This window comes from Streptomyces sp. NPDC002076 (assembly GCF_053593835.1).
Genome location: NZ_JBSFDI010000035.1, coordinates 1 through 20,398, shown reverse-complemented (window position 1 = coordinate 20,398; position 20,398 = coordinate 1). Strand labels below are relative to the sequence as shown.

Genomic DNA, 20,398 nt, shown 5'->3' with positions numbered 1-20,398 from the left:
GGGGCTCTACGGCGTGGGGGCTTGCCGTACGGAGGGTCTCGGCGCCGGTCTTCCCGGTGCGGGGGCGGTTTCCGGCGCCGCTCTTCCCGGTGCGGATCGGCCCGGTACCGGTTCCGCCGGCCCCGCTCTGGCCCTAGCCTCCGCCGCGAACGGTCCTCTTCCCGAGGCCGCCGTCACGTCCGAGGTCTCGCCGACGATCGCGCATCGCACCACTCGTACCCCCTGGGCCGTCGCCACCCGCTCGGCCCGCGCGCAGGCCGCCGCGCCGCCCTCCTCCCAGTGGGCCGCCGCCGCGAGCGCCGCCAGATCCGCGCCGCCGGCCGCCCGGTGCCGGACGACGACGGCCTGGCCCAGCGCGAGCACGGCGCCGAACACCGCACACAGCACGGCCATCGCCCCCAGGCTCCACACGGTGGCGGAACCCCGGTCGGAGCGCTGCCGGCTCCGCACCGGGCCGGGCCCCCGCTCGGGGCGCTGCCGGCCCCGCCCAGCAGACGCCCGATCCGAGTGCCGCCGATCCCGTACCGCACCTCGCCTCACGGCTCCGCCTCCCCGGTCGCCCCGGTCTCTGCGGTCGCCCCCGTCGCCGCGGTCTCCTCGGCCGGTGCGACGGCCTGCTCCCGCACCTCGAAGGGCAGTCCGCTCAGCACCGGCGGTCTGGCCACCACCGTCACCCGTACCTGATCACCCTCGCGCCCGACCGTCACCCGGGCGCCGCGCGGGGCGGCCTCCCGGGTCACCGTCACCACGGCGTCAGCCGGGTCCTGACGGGCGGCGGCCCGGGCGCCGATGCGGGCGGCGTCCACGCACTGGATCTGTGCGGCCACCACGAGCAGCCCCCAGACCAGCGCCATCGTGAACGCCACCAGCACGCACAGCACCACGGCTGCCTCCGCCGTCACGAACCCCCGGTCCCTCCCCCGCTCACATCCGCTCACTGAGGGCCTTCTTCACGATGTCCTGCAGCTCCGCCCGGACCTGGCCGCTGGTGACGACCTCATAGAGCAGCAACGCGAACCCGACGGCAGCGATGATCCCCATCGCGTACTCGGACGTCACCATTCCGGCGTCCCCGTGGCTCTTCCGGCGCAGCCGTACCGCCACCGCTTCCTTGATCTTCCTGTGCATTCCAACCCCCGTGGGATTCATGATCTTTGTGGTCCTCCGCGATTGCGCGGTCCGTCGACCGCTCGGGCTCGTTCGTACGCCTCATCTGCCTCCCATCACGCCGCCCGCGAGTCCGATCACGACGGGCAGCACGCCGACCGCGATGAAGGCGGGCAGGAAGCACAGGCCCACCGGCGCGGAGATCAGTACGGCCGCGCGCCTGGCCCGGGCCGTCGCGGTGCGGGCCCACTGCGCGCGTGCGTCGGAGGCGAGGCGGGCGGCCGGGCCGGCCGCCGGAAGCCCTGACTCGTCGGCCCGCTCCAGCAACCGCGCCAGCGCTCCGGCGCCGGGCAGCTCGGCCAGCCGCCGCCAGGCGGCGGCTGGTTCACCGCCGAGCCGCACCTCGGCCGCGCCCCGCGCCAGCGCCTCCCCGACCGGCCCGTCGAGCGCCTCCCCCACCGCCTGCGCGGCGATCACCGGTCCGGCACCGGCGGCGACACAGGCGGCCAGCAGATCTGCGGCGAGGGGGAGTTGGCGTGCGGCGGCGGCCGTGTCGACCGGCTTCGACCGGTCGGCCGCCAACTGCCGGCTCCGCCACCACCGCAGCCCGAGCCCCACGCCCAGCCCCAGCACGGCCCCGGTCGCGGCCCCGACCAGGATCCAGGCACCGCACGCCGCCCCGGCCGGCGGCAGCCAACGCCGCACCGTGTCCGCCGACGCGAACCGCCGCCCGGACACCGGCACTTCCCTGCCGAGCAGCTCGGCCACCCGTCGCCGCGCCCGTCGTCGCCTGCGGACCAGCGCCAACCGCTGAACCACCCAGCCGACGGCCGGCACAACGACCCCGACCGTCCCCAACCTGTGGAGGACTTCCCCGCTCATACCACCCGCCCTCCCCACCCGTCCCAGCCGACGCGCCCCATCACGCGCCCCCTCCCGCACACACTGCTCCCCCACTGATCGCCGTCGGCTCCCGCACGTCCCAGCGCACTCCTCGCCCCGGGATGCCGTGCCCGGCATGCCCTCGCGCGCCCAAATCCGAAACCCCCACCACCACTCACACCGCCCCCGCTCCCCGCACGATCCGCACGGCCCACCACAACCCGGCCGTCTCGAAGGCGGATCCGATCGCCAGGCAGCCCAGGCCGGCGCCCGTGTGCAGCAGGACATGGAGCGGGTCGGCGCCCATGGCCGAGCCGAGGAGGAGCCCGAGGGCGGGGAGTGCGGTGAGCAGCACCGTGGTCGCCCGGGCGCCCGCCAACTGGGCGCGCAGGTCGGCGCGCTGGTCCCGCTCGGCGCGCAGGGCCGCGTCCAGTCGGTCCAGGCCCGCCGCGAGCCCGGCACCCTGGTCGACGGCCACCCGCCAGCACGCGGCCAGCCCGAGCAGGCCCTCGGCGCCCGGCTGCCGGGCCGCCGCGGTGAGCGCGCCGGGTACGTCCCCGCCGAACCGCGCCGCCGCGACCACGGCCGCCTGCGCCTCGCCGAGCCCGCCGGAGTCCCGCGCCGCCCGCAGCAGCGCCTCGCCCGGCTGTCGTCCGGCGCGCACCTCCCCGGCGAGAGCCCCGCACAGGGCGATCACCGTGTCCGCCCGCCGCTCCCGGGCCCGCCGGGCCTGCCGGGCCAGCCGCACCCGGCGCAGCACCGGCACCCCGGCCGCCCCCGCGACGACCGGAATCACCGAGGCCCCCAGCAGCCCGAGCAGCAGACCGGCCGCGAGCGCCCACCACTCGGCCCCCAACCGGCCGCGCAGCCGCCGTAGTTCCGCGACGGCCCGGTCCCAGGAGGGTGGGCCGGTCGCGACCACTCCGCCGCCCGCCAGCAGCAGCCGCGCCCGCCGCATGCCGTAGTGCCGGCCGCCCAGCAGCCGGACCAGCGCGCCGAGACAGATCAGCGCGGCACCCATGGACGTCTCACCGATCACTTCCCACACCCCTTTCCGAGTCCCCTCCGGCATCCAGGAGCCGCTCCAGCCGCTCCCAGCCCCGCTCCCGTACGAAGGCCCGCTCACCCCAGCGCAGGGCCGGCACTGTCCGGACCAGCCCCGTGGCGTCCCGCTCCAGCACGTGCACCTCGGCGATCCGGCGCCGCCCGGACCGGTCCCGTACGAGGTGCAGGACCACGGAGAGGGCGGCCGCCAGCTGGCTGTGCAGCGCCGCCCGGTCGAGCCCCGCGGCCGTGGCCAGCGCCTCCAGCCGGGCCGGGACGTCTCCGGCGGCGTTGGCGTGGATCGTGCAACAGCCGCTGTTGGATGGCAGGAAAGAGTTCAGTAGCCGAGCCTCTGACCTGGGCGCTGAACTCTGCCGTGCACAGTTGGGAGAACTGTTCCGCGCACCCAACTGTTCAGTGCGCAGTTGCCGAGGGATGGCGGTCGCGTATCACGGGGTGGCCTGACCGGGAGGGATCCCGGTTGAAGCTTGTCCCGTAACGCGTGCGCGGGATCAGGATGCGTTGCGGTCGCGTGAGACGGTGTACTGCAGCCACTTGTCCACCACGTCGCGGGACTCGTAGAGAGCCGGATCGCGACTTCCACCCGGCGCGTATACGGGAGACCGATCGGCACGCAGCGGCAAGTGCCCCCAGTACCAGGCTTCGCTTGGCACCCGCTTGCTCCGCGTCCGTGCCCGTCCGCGCGTAGTTGAGCAGTGCCGCCGTGACTCGCCGGCGCCCGAATGCGTAGAGCGCGGGCTCGATGAACCAACGGCAGAAGCTGGGGTCAGGGCCATAGACGGCTGCGGCCATCAACGGTGCGTCAATACAACGTCTACATAGCGAGCGACGGCGGACCGAAACCGTGGGACACCACCGCGTGGTGGAAGGAGGACGTGACCTGGGAGGTCACCGAGCCATGGGCTCTGTAGGTTCAGGGAGTAAGGACGTGATCGGGCGTCGGCGCGCTGGCCCATCGAACGCGAGCCAGGTGGCGACGCCGTCGAGTCGGCCCGCGCCGTGTAGTCGAGTGGCTCCGGGCTCCTCAACAGCGGTGCGCCGCCTTTGCCGACGGCGTGCCGAGGATGTGTGTGTCACCGGATGCCGCTGGAGGCGAGCCACTGGCGTCCCCAGGAGAGCAGTGCGTCTCCTGCTTCTTGTGGTAGTTCTGCGTGAAATCGACCGCGTGCGAAGGCGACGGAGGCCGCTTTGATGCCGTCCCAGCCTTCGGCGTAGGTGGGGGCGTCGGCTGCCTGCCCGCCGGTGAGGTGTTCCCACAGCCAGCCGGCGGCGTGCCGCCGCCGCTGCCAGGTCACAAGCTGTCCCGTCGGCTTGAGGATCGGGGCCAGGGCGCGGCCGGGCACTTCACGCAGGCTGGAGAGCGCTGTGCGTCGGGCCTGGTAGTCGATGAGGCCGCGATCGGTCATCCGGTCCGCCAGGGCCCGGACCGCTTCCCAGAAAGCCTCCGGTTCCGGGGTGCGTTGGAGGATGCGGGCGTACGTCTTCCGTGATCGTGCTGGCAGGCCGAGCGCCTGGGAGGCCTGTGCCCACGTTTCAGCCCCGGCGTGGCGGGCCAGGGCCAAGGAGGCGATGTGCCGACCGTTGTTGACGTGGGCGCCGGGCAGGTGCACCGCCAAGAACTCCTCGTAGTCGCCCGGGTCGAGGCGTTGGGGGATGTGTCGGAACGCCAGCGTGGAGGCCGGCACGGCGTCATCGGCGATAGGGCGGCGGTGCGGTGCGACAGTGACCGCCATCATCTCGTCCAGCACCATCGGACGCTGCAGATGCCGCAGCGGGTCCAACTTGTAGTACCCGGCCGCCCGGTCCTCCGTGAGTCTCCTCGACCACGTCGCGAGGTACGGCGGGCCGGAGTTGCGGTCGGGAGCGTCCACGACGGGTGCCGCCAGGGCGAGGACGGCGGCGGCCTCGGCGGCCGTGGCCGGCCCCGCTCCCGGGTCGGGGACGCCGCCGCGCGCGAACTTCTCCCGGCGTGCGTGGCGGGCATCACGGACCGCCGCCAGGGCGTGCGCCGCAGCGTCGGGGAGGGGTGCGAGTTCATCGTCGTGGACGACGAGGCGGGCCAGTGCGGCGATGAACCGGAGGGCGGCGAACCAGTCCGCGCCAGTGGCCGGCTGGCCCGCAAGCTGCGCTGCGGCCCCGTCGGCGATGGCGAGCGCACGCTGCTGGATGGCGACCAGAGCCTCCGGGACCGCGAGGGTGGGGGTGTCCGCGATGCGCTGCTGGCACACAGTCGGGTTCCTGGGCTTGCCGGGATTGGGCTGGCGATTGCCGCACTCGCGGAGGTCCAGCGCCGCGTGGGTGCGCCTGAGGAGGGTGCCTGGCGTGTTCTTCGCGCCACGTCGCAGGGCGATACCGCAGGCGGGGCAGGTGTCGATCAGCAGACAGCGGTGGTCGGGGCAGACGGCGGCGATGCCCAGGCGCCACCACAGTGGCCACACGTTGCTTCTCGCGAGGCAGTGCGGGCAGGCGCGGCTGCCGGTCAGCTGGAGCCACTGTTTGCCGAGGAGGTGTTCCAGGGGCTTGTCGTAGGCGGAGTGGAGGGCGTCGAAGTTGAGGAGGGTCCCGTCGTAGCGGGACAGGTGCATCGTCTCTACGACGTCCGCCTGCAGCCCGGTGGTCGTGCGCAGACCGTCCAGGCTGACGGGGGTCGGGAGGACGCCGAATAGGGCGGGCACGCGGTCATTGGCGCGGTATTCCAGGCCCAGCGCCCGTGCGGCCAAGCCCGGGGAAAGGCCCATGGCCACGGCGGTGCGGTCCACCCAGGAGGCGAACGCCTCGCCGTCTGCGGGGACCGGCACCGCCGGGAGCCGCCGCAACTCCTGGACCGTCCCGGTCCCACGGCCGAGCACAGCACCAGACGACCGGGGCGAGACGGCACGGTGCTTCGCGGCCGACGTAGCCATCGTCAGCTCGCCGCCTTCTTCGACCGGGCCGAGGCGGTCTTGTGGCGTCGGTTCACCAGGCTCTGGTAGGTGACTTCGGCGTACTCGCTGATCTCGACCCGGTCCATGAGCTTGCGGGTGATGGCTTCCTCTTCGCTCATGACGGCCTCGATCGCGGATTCGCGGAGCAGGTCGGTCAGCGCGCAGATGCTGCCGTCGGTGCGGTCATACAGATACGGGGAGAGCTTCACCAGCTGGCCGGGCTTGTGCCGGAACAGGACGAGGATGTCCTCCAGGGCCTTGACGGTCTGAGCCCACTCGGTCTTGTCCGCATCGGTGGTGCAGCCGAACTTCGTCACCGCATGCCGGGTATTGCGTCCCGAGGTCTGGGTGGCGCGCGAGGACGCCTGGCCCTCGAGGAACAGTCCGGACTTCTTCAGATCGACGCCGGTGTAGACGAAGGTCGCCGCGGTCTTGTTCGCGATGTACTTCAGATGGTCGTTGACGACGCGGCCCTCCTTCGCGGACAGATCCAGGAAGTGCACATCGTCGATGATCACCAGTTCCGTGCCGACGTCCGCGAGCACGTTCAGGACCTGGTTGGTGATGTCGGTCTGGGTGGCCCCGCGGGGCAGCACCATGCCCAGGTAGTCGGCCAGCAGCACCGATAGATCCTTCGGGGTCGCCCGGGCCGGGATACTCAGGTAGACCACCGGGGTGTAGTCGATGAGCAATCCGCCGCTCTCGTAGCGGTCCTCGAACCGCTCCGGGTGCCGGCGGCGAAGCCGGATCTCGTGCCGGGCGGCGAACAGCTTGACCATCGTGGACTTCCCCACCGTAGGTGGCCCGTCCAAGACGATGCCGGCGCGGGCGCCTGCGGCGCGGCGGGCGTTGGCCTTCACCCGCCGTTTCATCAGGTAGTGCAGGCGCTTCACCTGCGCGGTGTCGACGATGACCAAGGCGCTGTGGAAGGCATCGCGGTCGTCGTTGAAATCCTCCCGTTCCTCCTCGGTCAGCCTCAGGTACTGCTGGTAGGAGGGCATGACGGGACGCTCGGGTGGCCGGCTGTCGCGGTAGTGGCGCCACTCCTCCTTGGTGCGGGGTTCGGCCAGGCCGGGGTGACGGAAGGTGCTCAACAAGGCAGGATCCTCAGCTCAGTTCACGGGGCGTCTGGGTCAAAGACCTGGGCGGCCTCGATATTGCTCAGATCGATCTCGCCCCAGCCGGCGCTTTCCTCCGCCGGCTCGGACGGAGCGGGAACGACCGCAAGGGGCGGGTGGTCATCCGCCGGGGCGTCGCCGCGGGCGATGTCCCGGCTCTGGGCAGCGGCGCGGTGCTGGTCGCGGGTGTGACGTTTACGGTCGGTGCGCGTCCAGGTCTCCGGGGCGTCGGTGCGGTTCTGGAGTTCGGTGAGTGCCCTGGCCACCTCTGCCTGGTCCGCCGGGGTCTGCTCGCGCAGGGCGATGAGGCGTTTGGCTTCCCGCAGGGTGATGTCGGTGAACGGCTGGTGCTCGGCCAGCGCGTGGGTCCAGCGCAGGACGTGCCAACGGCCGTCGGCCGGGTCCAGGAAGTAGGCGTGCAGCAGGTTCCTGGGGTCATAGCGGATCGGCCACAGCTTGTCCGGGTAGGGCGACTTGGCCTTGCGGTACTGGTAGAGGATGTCCGCGTTGTAGGTGAGGTGGTTCAGTTCGACGCCGTAGGGATGGATAGCGCGGCCCGCGATCGGCAGCAGCTCGAAGTACGTGTTCGCCTCGCGTGGGCAGTCCACGAATCCGGCCACCCCCAGCGCCATGGCGTACGCCTCGTTCGGTGAGACGTGCAGGTCGGGGAAGCCCTGCAGGGTCAGCCCGCGGTGATGCGTGCGCTGGTAGACGGCGATGACGTACTCGGCGAAGAACTCCGCCAGCTCGTCGATGCTCCAGCGGGCCTGCTCCTCCGCGGTACGGCCTCGGTGGGCGACGTTGAAGCCCTTGTAGCCGGCGACGTGCTCGGAGTACTGCTGGCGGATGGTCAGAAACAGCCGCTCCACGTGCGGCTTGTCGGTGGGCTTCAGCTTGCGGGCGTCCTGCAGATCGATCTTCCAGCGTGCGCAGGCGCGTGCGACGACGTCGGACTTGTAGGGCTTGCCGTGGTCGTACAGCAGCGTCTCGGGATAGATCACGGGCCGGGCGGCCGCCTCCGCCAGGCGCTCATCGACACTGATCAGCCGCTCGGCCGGGATGCGGAGCATCTGGTAGCGCAGGGCGTCGTCCCAGCCGGGCCGCATGAGCTCGGGCGTCATGGTGTCTGCCAGCAGCAGGCCGATGTCGATGGCCTTGGTGCCCAGCGGGGTCAGCCGCCAGGCGAGGATGGAGCGGGTGGCCACATCGATAGCGATGGTGAGTTCCACACTGATCGTGCCGCCGCTGCCGGGGTCGAAGGCGAGGACGTCCAGCGGGGTGGTGTCCATCATGACCACCTCCCCGGGCCGGGTGGCGAGCACGTTGCCGAACGGCCGGTCCGGCTGATTGGCCGCCGACGCACGCCGATAGGCGGGGGCCGCCGGTGAGATGTCCAGCAGGTGGGCAACCGCGCGGCGGAAGGTGTCCCGGCCGGGCAGCACCACCGTGCCGGCGCCGTGGTCGGCGTCGAGGCGGTTCTGGGTGCGTCGCATGAAGCGGCTGCCGATGGTGGCGGTGCTGTCGGCGCGCTCGGCTGCGGCCTGGTCCCTGATCGCCTGGATCACCCGCGGATCGAGGTTGCGCAGCGGGTTGCGGATGCGGGCCTTGCGCTTGTCCACCAGCCCCCATAGGCCCTGCTCCGTGCGCCGGGCCCACAGCTTCCACAACCACCGCTCCGAGACGCCCAACTCCGCGGCCTTGGCATGGATGCGGGCTCGCTGCGTCAAGGCGGGGTCAGCGGGGTCGTACGGCGCGCGGGGCTCGCCCGGCTCCGGTGTGAGGGGGTCGCCGGAGCGGTAGCCCGTCACGGCCTCCAGCAGATGACCCTCCAGTTCCAGGGCAGCCTTCTTGGCGCCCTCGTCCAGGCCCTCCAGCACACCGGCAGGATCCAGCCCCGACCCGTCCCCATCCAGCGTCCGGGGCGGCGGCTCCACGGCCGCGCGGAAACTGGCATCCGCGAGGAGGACGGCGAGCATGATGGTCTGCATCCGGCCGGTCTGGGACCGCAGCCGCACCGTGAGGCCGTCCAGGCCGGCCACCTGATGCAGCTCGTCCTCGAACTCGACCCAGTCGGTAGCGGCGAGACGGTGACTGCTCATGCCTCACCCCTAGGGCAGGCGGCGCGTACCACGGTGTGGTCGCGCAGCGGGCGGGTGGCGTCGAAGACGAGTTGGTGGTGCCACAGCAGGTGGTAGACCACCGACCGGGCCAGCTCGGGGACCAGCTGGAAGCTCACCAGCCGCCCGATCTCCACGGGCTCGTGGGCGAGCTGGAGCAACGGGTCGGCCAGGGGCTTGCCGGCCAGCAGGGGGCGGCGGTATCCGGCGAGCCAGGAGACCGTGGCCCAGCGCAACGGAGCCGGCTCGCCCACCATGGCGTAGTCCCAGCCGATCCGCTCGCACAATTCCTCGGTCCGCCGTGCCTGGCGCACGACGGCGGGGGCGTCGATGCGTGCGTCGTGCTTCACATCCACCACCAGCGCCGAACCGTCCCGTCGGCGTACGAACAGGTCGGGGGTGTGGACCCAAAGGCCCTCCTCGTCCTCGCCCTCGATCAGGAAAGGCTGGGCGCAGAAGGCGGCCACGTCGGCATCGAAGTCCAGCAGCTTCATCCACTTCGACTCCAGGAAGGACTCATACCCCAGCACGCGGTCGGTGCTGGCCGCCCAGTACTTGCCCGGGGTGTTCCGCTGGCCCGCGTAAGAGGAGAACCGCCGGGCTGGCAGCGCGTCCTCGAAACACACCTCGGCGGCGTCCGCGGCCGCCACTCGGCGTTCTGCCTTGTCGGGGCCGAGGTAGCGGAGGTGGACACGGTCGCGGGCACCGCGCACGGGCCGCAAGGTGCGCGGACTCCGTGAGGTCATGCGCTTCCTTTCCGGGCGAGATAGGTCATCCCCCAGGCGACCAAGGCCTGTTCGGCTTGGGCGGGCAGGTTGGTGTGGAAGCGGCGCCAGCCCTCGCGTACCGACGCGGCGGTGGTGCCGTCCTCCCAGCCCAGGACGTAGGCAGGCGCTTCGCGCACGTCGCCGGCGGTGAAGTGCTGCCACACCCAGGCCGCAGCGTGCCGCTGCCGCTGCCACGTCACATCCCGCCCCAGCGGGCGAAAGATGGGGGTCAGGGCGCGGTGAGGGATCTCTCGCAGATCGCCGAACGCGGCCCGGCGGGCAGCGTAGTCCACCAACCCCCGTTTGCGTAACCGATCGATCACTGTCCGCGCATCCGTCCAGAACGCATCGGGGTTGACGATCCGCTGCACGAGAGTGTTGGCCGCACGGGCGGCTCTGCACGCGTCCATCTCCAGCACGGCCGCGGCCTCCCGCCAGCTGCCGGCCCCGGCCAGCCGGGCAAGCGCCAGGGCCGTCAGCCGCCTCCCCGACACCTCGGCCGTGCCCAGCAGGTGTCTCGCCATCAGCTCCCGGTAGTCACCCGGGTCGGCCAGGTGCGGGATGTGACGGACTTCGAGCGCTGGCCCCTGGGCAGTCGGCAGGGCTCCAGCGACGCGGGACGGCCGCGGGGTGACGACGGCCGTCATCCGGGCCACCACCGCAGGACGGGGCAGATGCCGCAACGGGTCGCCGCCGCCCAGCGCGCGGCGCTGCGCGGTTGCCCGCTGGATCCAGGACGCCAACGGGCCGGCGGTGTCCGTGTGGGCGGCGCTCAGTACCCGGTCGGCGAGTGCGAGGGCGGCCAGGGCCTGGGCCGCGGACGCGGGCATCGCCGTCAGCCGGGTGCCGCCGCCCCCGCGCGGCCGGGCCGCCCGGCGCCGCTGGTCCACGACGAACGCCTCGGCCGCGAAATCGGGAAGGTCAGCGACATCCTCGCCCGTGGCCGCGAGCCTGCTCAGGGCAGTCAGATAACGCAGAGCAGCGAACCAGTCCGCACCGCTCACCGGCTCGCCCTGGATCCGGACAGGCGCGCCCTCCGCGACGGCCAGTACACGGCGCTGAAGATCCGCCCACGCCTCCGGGACGGCCGGAGCAGGAATGTCGGCCAGCACCTGGCGGCACAGGCCCGCACGACCCTTCGGGCCGTCTGGTGGCCGGTTGGCACACTCTCCCACCGCCGGGAGCGGCTCACGGGTCAGCAAACCGCGCGGGACCCGCTCGCTCCCGCGCAGCAGCCGCACCCCACACCGCGGACACACATCGACCAGCAGACACCGATGCACCGGGCAGACCGCCGCGATACCCAGCCGCCACCACAGCAGCCACACCCCGTCCCGCTGGAGACAAGGCGAACAAGCCCTGCTCCAGGTCGGCATCATCCACTCCCGCGCCGCCACCGCCGTCAGCGACGCCTCCCGGCCCAACTCCACACCGGCCAGGTTCAGCACGGTCCCCGCGTAGCGGTCCAACTGCATCCGCTGCAGCTCCGCGGCCCGCAGCCCCGTCGCATCCCGCAACCCGTCGAGGCTGGCGGGGGTGAGCGTGACGCCGAAGAAGAGCGGCCGCGTGGACGAGCCCCACTGTCGGCACTCCAGCCCCAGCGCACGAGCTGCCGCACCCGGCGGCACCTCCAGCACGGCAGCGACGCGGTCCACCCAGGAGGCGAACGCCTCACCTCGCACCGGGCAGGGCACCGCCGGCAGGCGCCGGACGCGGGACACGGCGACGAGCCGCCGGCCGGACACTCGGGGCAGTGGTGGCACGACTCGGCGATGGGCCGACGGCCTCACACTCCGCCCAGGCAAGCAGGCAGGGCTGTCCGGCCGGGCAGACAACGAGCGTTGCCGCAGAACAGAAGCGGAGCTCCCGTCCCAGGATCGAGACTCAGGTGAGGGGTGCATGCGCGCGAAGATGCCAGCCACCACGCCGCCGAACGGCTACCCAGGTCCGCGAAGTCCACCGATCGACTGCACCCGCAACAACATCCGTCCGAGCGTTCGTGCAACCACTCGACACAGCACGCCCGATCGGACGATTTCGGCTTCGGGGAACAGCTGGACAGCCATCAGCGGTAGCGGAAATTCCGTTTACCGGGGTGCTGGGATAACGGGTCCGCCTACCTATAGGCGGCAACGGCGGCGAAGTACATGCCGAGGCTGGTGGCTGCGGCGCCTGCGCCAGCGCCAGCAAGGATCGCCTGGGGAATGCCTGTTCCGGAGCGGTGGGCCAGCAGGCCCGTGGTGAACGCGATGTTGAGGGCGGGGCTGGGGCCGGAGGGCACTTTCCGCCGCAGGCTTGGCCGAGTCATCGAGAACACACCGCTCGGCGAATGAGCGAGAGGGGGGTGGGTCCGTGCAGAGGGTGTGTGAGGGCGCGGGCGCCGTCATGAGCGTCGGATGATCAGCACGGCCACGTCGTCGAGGTGGTCTACTGCGACGGCGGCGTCGAGGATGCGGTCGGCGGTCTCCTCGGCGTTCAGTCCGTCGTGGACGGCTTGGGCGGCCAGCGTTCCGGCTCGCTCCAGTCCGGCGTCCAGTGTCAGGGCCGGTCCTTCGACCACTCCGTCGGTGACCATGATCAGCGCGGTGTCCTTGCCCAGCGTGAAGGTTCCTTCAAGGTAGTCGGCGTCGGGTAGGACTCCCAGCACCGGGCCGCCCGGCAGTTCGCGGATGCTGTGGCTGCCGTCGTCGCGTGCGAACAGCAACGGCACATGGCCGGCGCTGGCGCCGGTGACCCGTCCGTCGCGCGGGTCGAGATGAAGCATCGTGCAGCTGGCGAATCGTGCCGCATCCATCGTGACGAGCAGCTCGTTGGTGCGCGTCAGCACGGTTGCGGGATCCGGTTCGCGGGCAGCGATCCCGCGCATGAACGAGCGCACCTGTCCCATGGCTGCGGCGGCGTCCACGTCGTGCCCTTGGATGTCGCCGATCTCCAGGGCGATGGCACCGTCGGACATGACGAAGGCGTCGTACCAGTCTCCGCCGATATCCAGCCCGTCCCGGCTCGGTCGGTACCGGGCGGCGACCTCCAGGCCCGGCAGGTGCTCGGGCAGCGTGGGGAGCATGGTCTGCTGGAGCGCTTTGGCGAGCTCGACCCGTGCCTCTTGCAGCCTGACGCGTTTCAGTGCCTGGCCTGCAAGGTCGGCAAGAGTGCCCATGAGGGCCCGCTCATCCGGGGACGAGTGGTGTTCGCTGTCGTAGGTCACCAACCAGGCCCCGAGCGGCTGATCGCCGGTCGGGCTGAGGGAGGTGATCGAGATGGCATAGCCGGAGTCGAGCTGGTCGAAGTACGGCACCATGGCCCCGTGCGGCCAGCGGCGGAGGTAGTCCTCCTGATCGCGTATGAACTGCGGCTTGCCGGTTCGGATCGCAAAGGGCAGCGGGCTCGGGGCATCCAGCGACAGGCCGTGCACGGTAGCCTCCGGCATCGGCATCCCGCCATCGGAGGAGACGCGCAGGCGACCGTTCGTGATGAACGCCAGCGCGGCGCCGGTACCACCGAAGGTCGCGGCGAGCCGTGTCAGGGCGACCTGCTGTACTTCTTGCTCCGTGGCTGCGGTGATCAAGGCGGAGGAGAAGGCTGCGATCTCGGCGGCTCGCTGTCGCTCAGCACTCAGCGCGACCAACGCTCTGCGACGACGCGCTTCCCCCTTCGTGTCGTCGCGGATCACTCCGAAGACCCGCTCAGGGCCGCCAGACCCCAGCTGGACCCGGCGGGCCCGGCAAGCCAGAAGGTGCCAGCCGTCGCGCTCGGTGAGGAACTGCAACGTGATCCAGGGAGACTGGGCGGCGGTCGAACGCATGAGCCGCCGCAGAGCCCCGCGGTCGTCAGGATGGACCCGCCGAACCACCCCGGACAACGACATGGAGGCCTCCGGAAACAGCGCCGCCAAGGCGGGTGCGCCACCCAGCCACTCCAACTGGCGCTCCGGGAGTGAATACATGCACAGACCGAGGTTGGCGGCCTCGGCCGCCAACCGGAACGGGACCACCAGACCGCCCAGGTCGTTTCCCGCGTCCAACTCGTGCACCCACACCAGCGGTTCTCCACCTGCGTGATCCTTCACGGGTTGCGCCTCGACAAGGCAGACCACGGGGGGTGCGCCCGCCCCGGCGAACTCCAGCACCCGCATCACGATCGTCTTCGTCGTGGCGGCGTGGGCCACGAGACTCTCGACCGCAGTCCGCTGGCTTGCGGGCATCAGATCAACCAAGCCACGACCCACGCACTGCTCCGCTGGCCTGCCCAGTGCCCTGGCCATCGCCGCATTGAGGCCGCGGATAGTACCGTCCACGGTCAAGAGAGCCGAAGGGGCGGCCCTTCGAAGGAGTTCGTCCGAGGCGTCCATCTGGGGCTCCCTGACACATAACACAACAGGCTCTTCAATCTTCGGCGATCTCACCCGGCTGCGCGTGCCGCGGGCACGGTGGTCATACCGATGGTTCACCGATCCCCGCGCCCGGGCCGGGTATCCGGTTCAGGATCACGCGACGAAGTCCCGGGCGCTCGTCGCCGACTTGTGGGCCGCAGCCGTCCGCCGAGACGACGCGCAGGCGAAGGACCTGGTCAGACGGCTGCTACGGGCGATCCCCTAAATTCGAAGCCCTGTGACATCTGCATGTGGTGGGGGTGATGCGCAGCAGACGCAGGCGGATCCAGCACCCCGACGTGGGCCCTATGGAACTCGACTGCCAGATGCTCGTCGACGAGGAGCGTACGCAGATCCTCGCACAGGTGCTGCATCCCGTCCGGGCTGGTCTCCCCGGCGTGATCGGCGATGCTCCAGCAGCTCTTGCGCGGCGGCTCCGCCAACATGCCCCGCAGGAACCGGATGAAGAACATTCCCCTGATACTCCGCCAGATGATTTTCCGGTCACCTCAGGGCATGCGAACCCACTACGAAGAGCTGGCCGACGGGAACGCAAGCGTTCATGGAACGTCGCAGGCCACACTACGTTGAGAGAGCTGAGCAAGCTCCGATTGAGCTTCGCTGCGCATTGGCGCTCCCACCGACTGACGTATCTCACACGCCGAGATAGACGAGCTTGGTGAAGAGGTCCGGGCCGATGATCCCCTGCCCCCACTTGGCGTCGAAGGGCTGGGTGGGCTTGGCCGCAATGGTCTGTTCAACCGTAAGGCCCCTCCTCTTGAGGTCGGCGACGCGGTTGCGAATGCCGACGAGCATATTGCGGTACGCCACCAGATCGGCGCGCCTTCCGACCGGCCCGTGCCCGGGAACCACGATCGTGCCGTCCCTCACCATTGCGATGTTCTGGTTCGCAGCCCGGATCATCCCGTCGATGCTGCCGCCGGTCTCGTGGTCGATGAACGGGTAGAGATCGTTCCAAAAGGTGTCGCCGGTGAACAGCACGTCCGCCCTGGTGAAGTCGGCGGAGAGGTCGCCGTCGGTGTGGGCGGGGCTGTAGGGACGCAGCCGCACCGGCTGTCCACCGACGGTGAGCGTCTTCTCGGAGGCGACGGTCACGGTCGGTCGGGCGGCGGCAGGGACTGGGGTGAAGGTGTGCGCCCATTCCGTCACCCGGATGGTCTTGCTCAGGTTGCGCAGGGTATTGGGGGTGGCGATGATCTCTGCCCCATGCTCGTGGATCCAGCTGTTTCCGCCCGTGTGGTCGAAATGCCAATGGGTGTTCATCAGGTACCTGATGTGGGAAGCCCCGAGCTTGTGCAGGGCGCTTTCCATCTTCTGGCGAGAAACGGCGATGCCGGCGTCCACCATGAAGGCGCCGTCCTTGCTCGGCAGCACGCCGATGTTTCCGCCTGACCCCTGGAACAGGTACACGCCGCCCCGAAGAGGCGTCACGGTGATGGGGTCCCGGGCCGCGGCGGCGTTGATCACAACGTAAGGGTTTTTCTGCTCTTTCTGCGGGCTGGGTGGCGGAGTTCTCCCCGGTGCAAGCGTGGGTGGCGCGCCCGCGGCGTTGATCACACGGTAAGGGGTTTCCTGCACGCTGGGCGGCGGAGTACTACCCGATGCAAGCGTGGGTGGCACGCCCAGGGAGCACGCCGCCAGAACCGCGGCGATCGCCGCCTTCCTTGGGGTGTTCATCTCCCGTTTCATCATGGAAGTTCCTCTCCCTTAGCCCCGCGCGAAGGCAAGGAGGTCCTCGTTGAACCTGTCCTTGTAGGGATCCACCATCGCCAGACCGTGTGGGGCACCTTCGTACACCTTGAAGGTATTGTCCTTGACGATCTTGGACGACTTTTCGCCAGCAGCGATGATGGGCACGATCTGGTCGTCGTCGCCGTGCACGATGAGCGTGGGAATGTCGAACGCACGGAGGTCCTCGGTGAGATCGGTCTCAGAGAAGGCCCGCACGCAGTCGTAGGAGCCCTTGATGCCCACCTGCATGCACCACATCCAGAAGGAGTCGCGCGTTCCCTGAGTGACCTGATTTCCCGGTCGGTTTGCGCCGTAGAAGGGGGCGCTGAGGTCCTCATAATATTGCGACCTGTCACCGGTTATACCGGCCCTGATCTCGTCGAAGACATCGATGGGCAGCCCATCGGGATTGGCCTTTGTCTTGAGCATTAGGGGCGGAATGGCACTCAGGAGCACGGCCTTGGCGACGCGGGAAGTGCCGTGGCGACCGATGTAGCGGGCGACCTCGCCGCCGCCCGTCGAGTGACCGACCAGGATGACGTCGCGCAGGTCGAGGGACTCGATCAGCTCCGAGAGGTCGTCGGCGTAGGTGTCGAGATCGTTGCCTGCCCACGGCTGACTCGACCGCCCGTGGCCGCGCCGGTCGTGCACGACGGAGCGGAAGCCGTTGTCCGCCATCAGCTTGGCCTGTGGGTCCCAGGCGTCGCCGTTGAGGGGCCAGCCGTGGCTGAAGACGACGGGCTGCCCGCTGCCCCAGTCCTTGTAGAAGATCTCCGTCTTGTCCCGGGTCGTGAGAAAAGGCATAAGTGTGCCTCCTTTAGCTGGTGTCCGGTGAAAAGCGCGCCGTACAGGATCGCCTTCGGGGCACGTCCCACGTTTCTTCGTCGCGGACTATTCCAACGCGGTAACAGCGCGATTGGGTTCGGGGTGCAATGATCTCCCCGACCATTGTCCGCCTTCTCCCCGCGCCGTCCGCATAAACGACGGGCGACCGATACCATCGGCCTCCTTTCACGCTACCCGACCAGGCGGACCTTGTCCTTCCGGCGACTCTGCGGCCCAGCCGAGGAGCTGACTCCGAGGCGCGCCCAGACTTTCGGGCTCTCCGAACGCTCCGCTCCCTGTGGGCGCGGGACTTCGTCGGGCCAGATTGCCGTCACAATGTCGTGGTCGACCGCTCGGATGATGTCCATCTCGGCTGCCTCCCGCATCAGGTGCCGCACACACCGCAGTTCACGGGCAGTCCGTCGAAGCAGACGTCCTGGTCACGTGGTCCTGTGTTTCCCACACGCTCTCCGGACACTGAGCGTGGACACACAGCGCCGTGTCCCGTTGGGCATTACGTAGGCCCTCCCGTTCTGGGGAGGGCGTGTGGGGCCGGCTGACAGCGCCCCACCGGGGTTGCCGGGCCGCCCTTGCTTTGCGGTCGCTTGATCATGGCAGGCGACGGTCCTGGTGGCCTGAGTGCTGGGTGGGTCGGGGCGGCCGAAGTGGGACGGTCGGTCAGGAACGGGTGGATGCGGGTTGGGGGCTGGGTCCGGGGATGGATGGTTCAACCGGTGTGTCCGCGCGGCGAGGCGCGCGGATCACAAGGGCCGCGAGCAGCCCGGCGATTGCGGTGATGCCGGCCGCGACGGTCATGGCCACGTTGTAGCCGGAGGTCAGGGCCTGTGGCAGGGCGTCGTGGGTGAGCGAGGCGGTCACGGTGCCGGCGGTGCCGGAGATGACGGCCAGGCCGAGTGCGCCGCCCGCCTGCTGTGAGGTGGCGATCAGGCCAGAGGTGACACCGGCGAAGCGCTGAGGGGTGCCGGCGGTGGCGGCGGCGTACATGGGGGCGAAGCTCATGCCGTAGCCCAGCGGCATCACCAGCAGTCCTGGCAGCACGTGGACGGCGTAACTGCCGTGGACGGGAAGGAAGCTGACCCACAGCATGCCGATGATGACGAGGACGGGCCCCATGATCAGGAAGCGGCGGAAGCCGAAGCGGCGGACCAGGCCCGCCATCCGGGTGGAGACCAGGCCCAGGATGACAGGGAAGGGCAGGAATGCAAGCCCTGTGCGGATGGCGCTGTAGTGCTCGATGTCCTGCATGTACAGGGTGAGCAGGAAGAACATGCCCAGGTTGCCGGCGAAGACCGTTGCCATCATGCCGTTGGCGCCCGAGACGTTGCGGATCGTGAAGATCCCGAGGTCCACCAGTGGATCGGCGGCACGGCGCTCGTTGAAAACGAAGGCGGCGAGCAGGATCACACAGGCCGCGAAGCAGATGAGGGTGAGCGGGTTGGCCCAGCCCCACTCGGGCGCCTGGCTGAAGGCGAAGACGCCCGCCATTAGCCCGGCGGTGGCCAGTACCGCGCCGGGAGCATCCGGAAGGCCCCTGCGGTCCCGGCTTCCGGGTCGGTGGTCGGGGACGAGGCGGGGTACGAGCGCGAGGACGATCACCCCGACAGGGACGTTGATGAAGAAGTTCCAGCGCCAGCCGGCGTACTGGGTGAGTACGCCGCCCAGGAGGAGGCCGACGGCTGCTCCTCCGGTGGCGACCATGGACCAGAAGCCCAGTGCACGGGAGCGCTCGTGCCCTTCAGGGAACTGGGTCAGGACCGTGGACAAGGCAGCGGGGGACATCACGGCGGCAGCCAGGCCCTGCAGTCCGCGCAGCACAATGAGCAGCGGCACAGAGGAGTTCACTCCGATCAGGAGCGAGACCACGGTGAAGGCCGCCATCCCCATGAGCAGCGTGCGGCGCCGGCCGAGCAGGTCGGCCAGTCGCCCGCCCAGCAGCAGGAAGCCGCCGAATGCCAGGACGTAGGCGGTGACGACCCACTGGATGGTGCTGTCACCGAAGTCCAGATCGCGCTTGATGACCGGCAGGGCGACATTGATGATCGCGGTGTCCAGCACCACCATGAACTGCGCGGTCGCCACCAGGGCGAACACCTTCCAGGGGCCGGTCGGGCGCCCGACCCGGTCCGCGTTTGTTATGAGCATGACAGTATCCTTGAACGGCTTCCGGCAGCGGGGCGCGGAAGCGGGTGGTCGGGAATCAGGCAGGGCGGTCGAGGGCCTGCCGATGGAGGGGTTCGCAGCGGCCGGACCGGGTCCCGGACGCCAAAGGTCAGCTCAACTGCTCACCGAGAAGTTGGCCTTGGGCCTCCAGGCGTTCGGCCTCGGCGTCGTCACCGGCCTGGACGGCACGCCAGTAGCCGACCCGGTTGTCGATGTAGTGCTTGCGGGCGGCCAGGCGCCGCATCTCCTCCTCCAGCGCCTCGCCGTGGGCAGCGAGCATCCCGATCTTCATGGCGACGGTCTCGGGCGCATGCCCGCGCGCCGCCATCAGCGCACGCATCTCCTCGATCGCCAGCCCCGCGGCCCGCAGGTGCGCCAGCGATTCGATGCGGGCCAGGTCGGTACGGGTGTAGGCGCGATGGCCGCTGGAGGCGTCCCGGGCGATGGGGTCGATCAAGCCGATCTTCTCGTAGTACCGCAGCGTCCAGCCGCTCAGCCCGGTGATCCGGGAGACCTCCTGAACGCTCAGGACCCTGTCCGTCGCGGACTCCTCGGTGTGCCGCCCTCGGAGTGCTCGTGCCTCGTTCATGATTCGAGTATCGATAACTTGGAGCGCTCCAAGTCAAGCGCGGAGCACCACGGGGTTGGCAGAGCAGGGATCACATCTGTCGACGGACCCCGTCCCGGTGTGCTCGTCGCCCAGTGACATCGCTCTCCGTAGCAGCGCAGGAAACCGGAGGAACGCCTTCACGGTGTCGAGGGCCGAAGCAGGGTCACGTAGAGGTCTGTCATCCTTGCGGTGCACCATCCGGAATATCCCTGTTGTTCACGCGGTTGACACCTCGAAGAACGTGGATCGCGGATCCAGGAAACGCAGACGGCGCTTCATGCCCGCAGCCGTCCACTCTGACAGAACGGAAAATGCCCGGTCGGGTGGCTGATGCGGCTCGTGCAGGACGGGCCGTGATCCCCGGCACCATGCATGGGAGCAAGACGTGAGCGCTGCGACCACCGCGAAGGCGAACAGGACCCTGCAGGCCTGGTGGCGGGCAGCACCGCGCCCGCTCTGGGTGGTCACCCCGCTGCTCCTGATCATCTGCATTCCGGTGGCCGACGCGTTCCTTCCGCCGGATATCCACCTCGCCCATCTGCTGGTCGTCGCCACCGCGGTGACCGCCATCGGCACCGGCCCGCGGCCCACGGCACTGATCGGTGCTCTCTCCGTGCTTGCGTTGATCGCCGCCGGGGCGGAGCGGCGGGTCCTGAGCACCGAGAACGTGCTGGTGGAACT

Annotated in this window: 17 protein-coding genes and 2 pseudogenes; 2 read left to right on the top strand and 17 right to left on the bottom strand. The window is 70.1% G+C overall.

Annotation, left to right across the window (positions count from 1 at the left end):
- Positions 1-6 precede the first annotated feature (6 nt).
- From ACWCQS_RS42380 to ACWCQS_RS42325, 12 genes and pseudogenes are all read right to left on the bottom strand, one after another.
- The gene (locus tag ACWCQS_RS42380; RefSeq protein ID WP_451009463.1) at positions 7-393 is read right to left on the bottom strand and encodes an Rv3654c family TadE-like protein; all 387 of its coding nucleotides are present in this window, start codon (positions 391-393) and stop codon (positions 7-9) included.
- Positions 394-536: 143 nt separating this feature from the next.
- On the bottom strand, positions 537-902 hold the full coding sequence (locus ACWCQS_RS42375) for a TadE family type IV pilus minor pilin (protein WP_451009462.1): 366 nt from the start codon (positions 900-902) through the stop codon (positions 537-539).
- Between the two features lie 22 nt (positions 903-924).
- Positions 925-1,128, bottom strand: a complete 204-nt coding sequence (locus ACWCQS_RS42370) for a DUF4244 domain-containing protein (RefSeq protein ID WP_451009461.1) — start codon at positions 1,126-1,128, stop codon at positions 925-927.
- Positions 1,129-1,209: 81 nt separating this feature from the next.
- A complete protein-coding gene (locus ACWCQS_RS42365) occupies positions 1,210-1,989 on the bottom strand; it encodes a type II secretion system F family protein (protein WP_451009460.1) in 780 nt (259 codons plus the stop codon).
- 175 nt (positions 1,990-2,164) lie between these two features.
- Positions 2,165-3,010, bottom strand: coding sequence for a type II secretion system F family protein (locus ACWCQS_RS42360; RefSeq protein ID WP_451009502.1), 846 nt, complete (start codon positions 3,008-3,010; stop codon positions 2,165-2,167).
- Positions 3,011-3,017: 7 nt separating this feature from the next.
- Positions 3,018-3,347 (bottom strand): annotated as a pseudogene (locus ACWCQS_RS42355) (TadA family conjugal transfer-associated ATPase); the annotation flags it as partial.
- A 780-nt stretch (positions 3,348-4,127) separates the two neighbouring features.
- Positions 4,128-5,957, bottom strand: a complete 1,830-nt coding sequence (locus ACWCQS_RS42350; RefSeq protein WP_451009459.1) for a TniQ family protein — start codon at positions 5,955-5,957, stop codon at positions 4,128-4,130.
- Positions 5,958-5,959: 2 nt separating this feature from the next.
- Complete coding sequence (locus ACWCQS_RS42345; protein ID WP_451009458.1) at positions 5,960-7,072, bottom strand: TniB family NTP-binding protein; 1,113 nt, start codon at positions 7,070-7,072, stop codon at positions 5,960-5,962.
- 23 nt (positions 7,073-7,095) lie between these two features.
- Positions 7,096-9,195 carry a Mu transposase C-terminal domain-containing protein gene (locus ACWCQS_RS42340; protein ID WP_451009457.1) on the bottom strand — a complete coding sequence of 700 codons (2,100 nt, stop codon included), beginning with the start codon at positions 9,193-9,195 and terminating at the stop codon, positions 7,096-7,098.
- The gene (locus tag ACWCQS_RS42335) at positions 9,192-9,959 is read right to left on the bottom strand and encodes a TnsA-like heteromeric transposase endonuclease subunit (protein ID WP_451009456.1); all 768 of its coding nucleotides are present in this window, start codon (positions 9,957-9,959) and stop codon (positions 9,192-9,194) included. Before ACWCQS_RS42335 ends, ACWCQS_RS42340 begins: the two co-directional genes overlap by 4 nt.
- Positions 9,956-11,743: a TniQ family protein gene (locus ACWCQS_RS42330; RefSeq protein ID WP_451009455.1), complete on the bottom strand. Its 1,788-nt coding sequence runs from the start codon at positions 11,741-11,743 to the stop codon at positions 9,956-9,958. The genes ACWCQS_RS42335 and ACWCQS_RS42330 overlap by 4 nt, the downstream gene beginning before the upstream one ends.
- Before the next feature lie 620 nt (positions 11,744-12,363).
- Positions 12,364-14,328, bottom strand: coding sequence for a SpoIIE family protein phosphatase (locus ACWCQS_RS42325; RefSeq protein WP_451009454.1), 1,965 nt, complete (start codon positions 14,326-14,328; stop codon positions 12,364-12,366).
- A gap of 64 nt (positions 14,329-14,392) precedes the next feature.
- On the opposite strand from ACWCQS_RS42325, the gene ACWCQS_RS42320 reads away from it, so the two are divergent.
- A complete protein-coding gene (locus ACWCQS_RS42320) occupies positions 14,393-14,575 on the top strand; it encodes an MmyB family transcriptional regulator (RefSeq protein WP_451009453.1) in 183 nt (60 codons plus the stop codon).
- Here the strand turns inward: ACWCQS_RS42320 and ACWCQS_RS42315 are convergent.
- The 5 genes from ACWCQS_RS42315 to ACWCQS_RS42295 all read right to left on the bottom strand — a co-directional run bounded on the left by ACWCQS_RS42315 (position 14,547) and on the right by ACWCQS_RS42295 (position 19,696).
- Positions 14,547-14,822, bottom strand: a complete 276-nt coding sequence (locus ACWCQS_RS42315) for a hypothetical protein (protein ID WP_451009452.1) — start codon at positions 14,820-14,822, stop codon at positions 14,547-14,549. The genes ACWCQS_RS42320 and ACWCQS_RS42315 overlap by 29 nt on opposite strands.
- Before the next feature lie 181 nt (positions 14,823-15,003).
- Positions 15,004-16,062: an MBL fold metallo-hydrolase gene (locus tag ACWCQS_RS42310; RefSeq protein WP_451009451.1), complete on the bottom strand. Its 1,059-nt coding sequence runs from the start codon at positions 16,060-16,062 to the stop codon at positions 15,004-15,006.
- A 15-nt stretch (positions 16,063-16,077) separates the two neighbouring features.
- Positions 16,078-16,905 (bottom strand): alpha/beta fold hydrolase, encoded by an 828-nt coding sequence (locus ACWCQS_RS42305; protein ID WP_451009450.1) that lies wholly within the window; start codon positions 16,903-16,905, stop codon positions 16,078-16,080.
- Positions 16,906-17,604: 699 nt separating this feature from the next.
- Positions 17,605-19,089 (bottom strand): MFS transporter, encoded by a 1,485-nt coding sequence (locus tag ACWCQS_RS42300; protein WP_451009449.1) that lies wholly within the window; start codon positions 19,087-19,089, stop codon positions 17,605-17,607.
- Between the two features lie 127 nt (positions 19,090-19,216).
- The gene (locus ACWCQS_RS42295; protein ID WP_153546466.1) at positions 19,217-19,696 is read right to left on the bottom strand and encodes a MerR family transcriptional regulator; all 480 of its coding nucleotides are present in this window, start codon (positions 19,694-19,696) and stop codon (positions 19,217-19,219) included.
- Positions 19,697-20,102: 406 nt separating this feature from the next.
- Here ACWCQS_RS42295 and ACWCQS_RS42290 point away from each other — a divergent pair.
- A pseudogene (locus ACWCQS_RS42290) lies at positions 20,103-20,398 on the top strand (PP2C family protein-serine/threonine phosphatase); the annotation flags it as partial.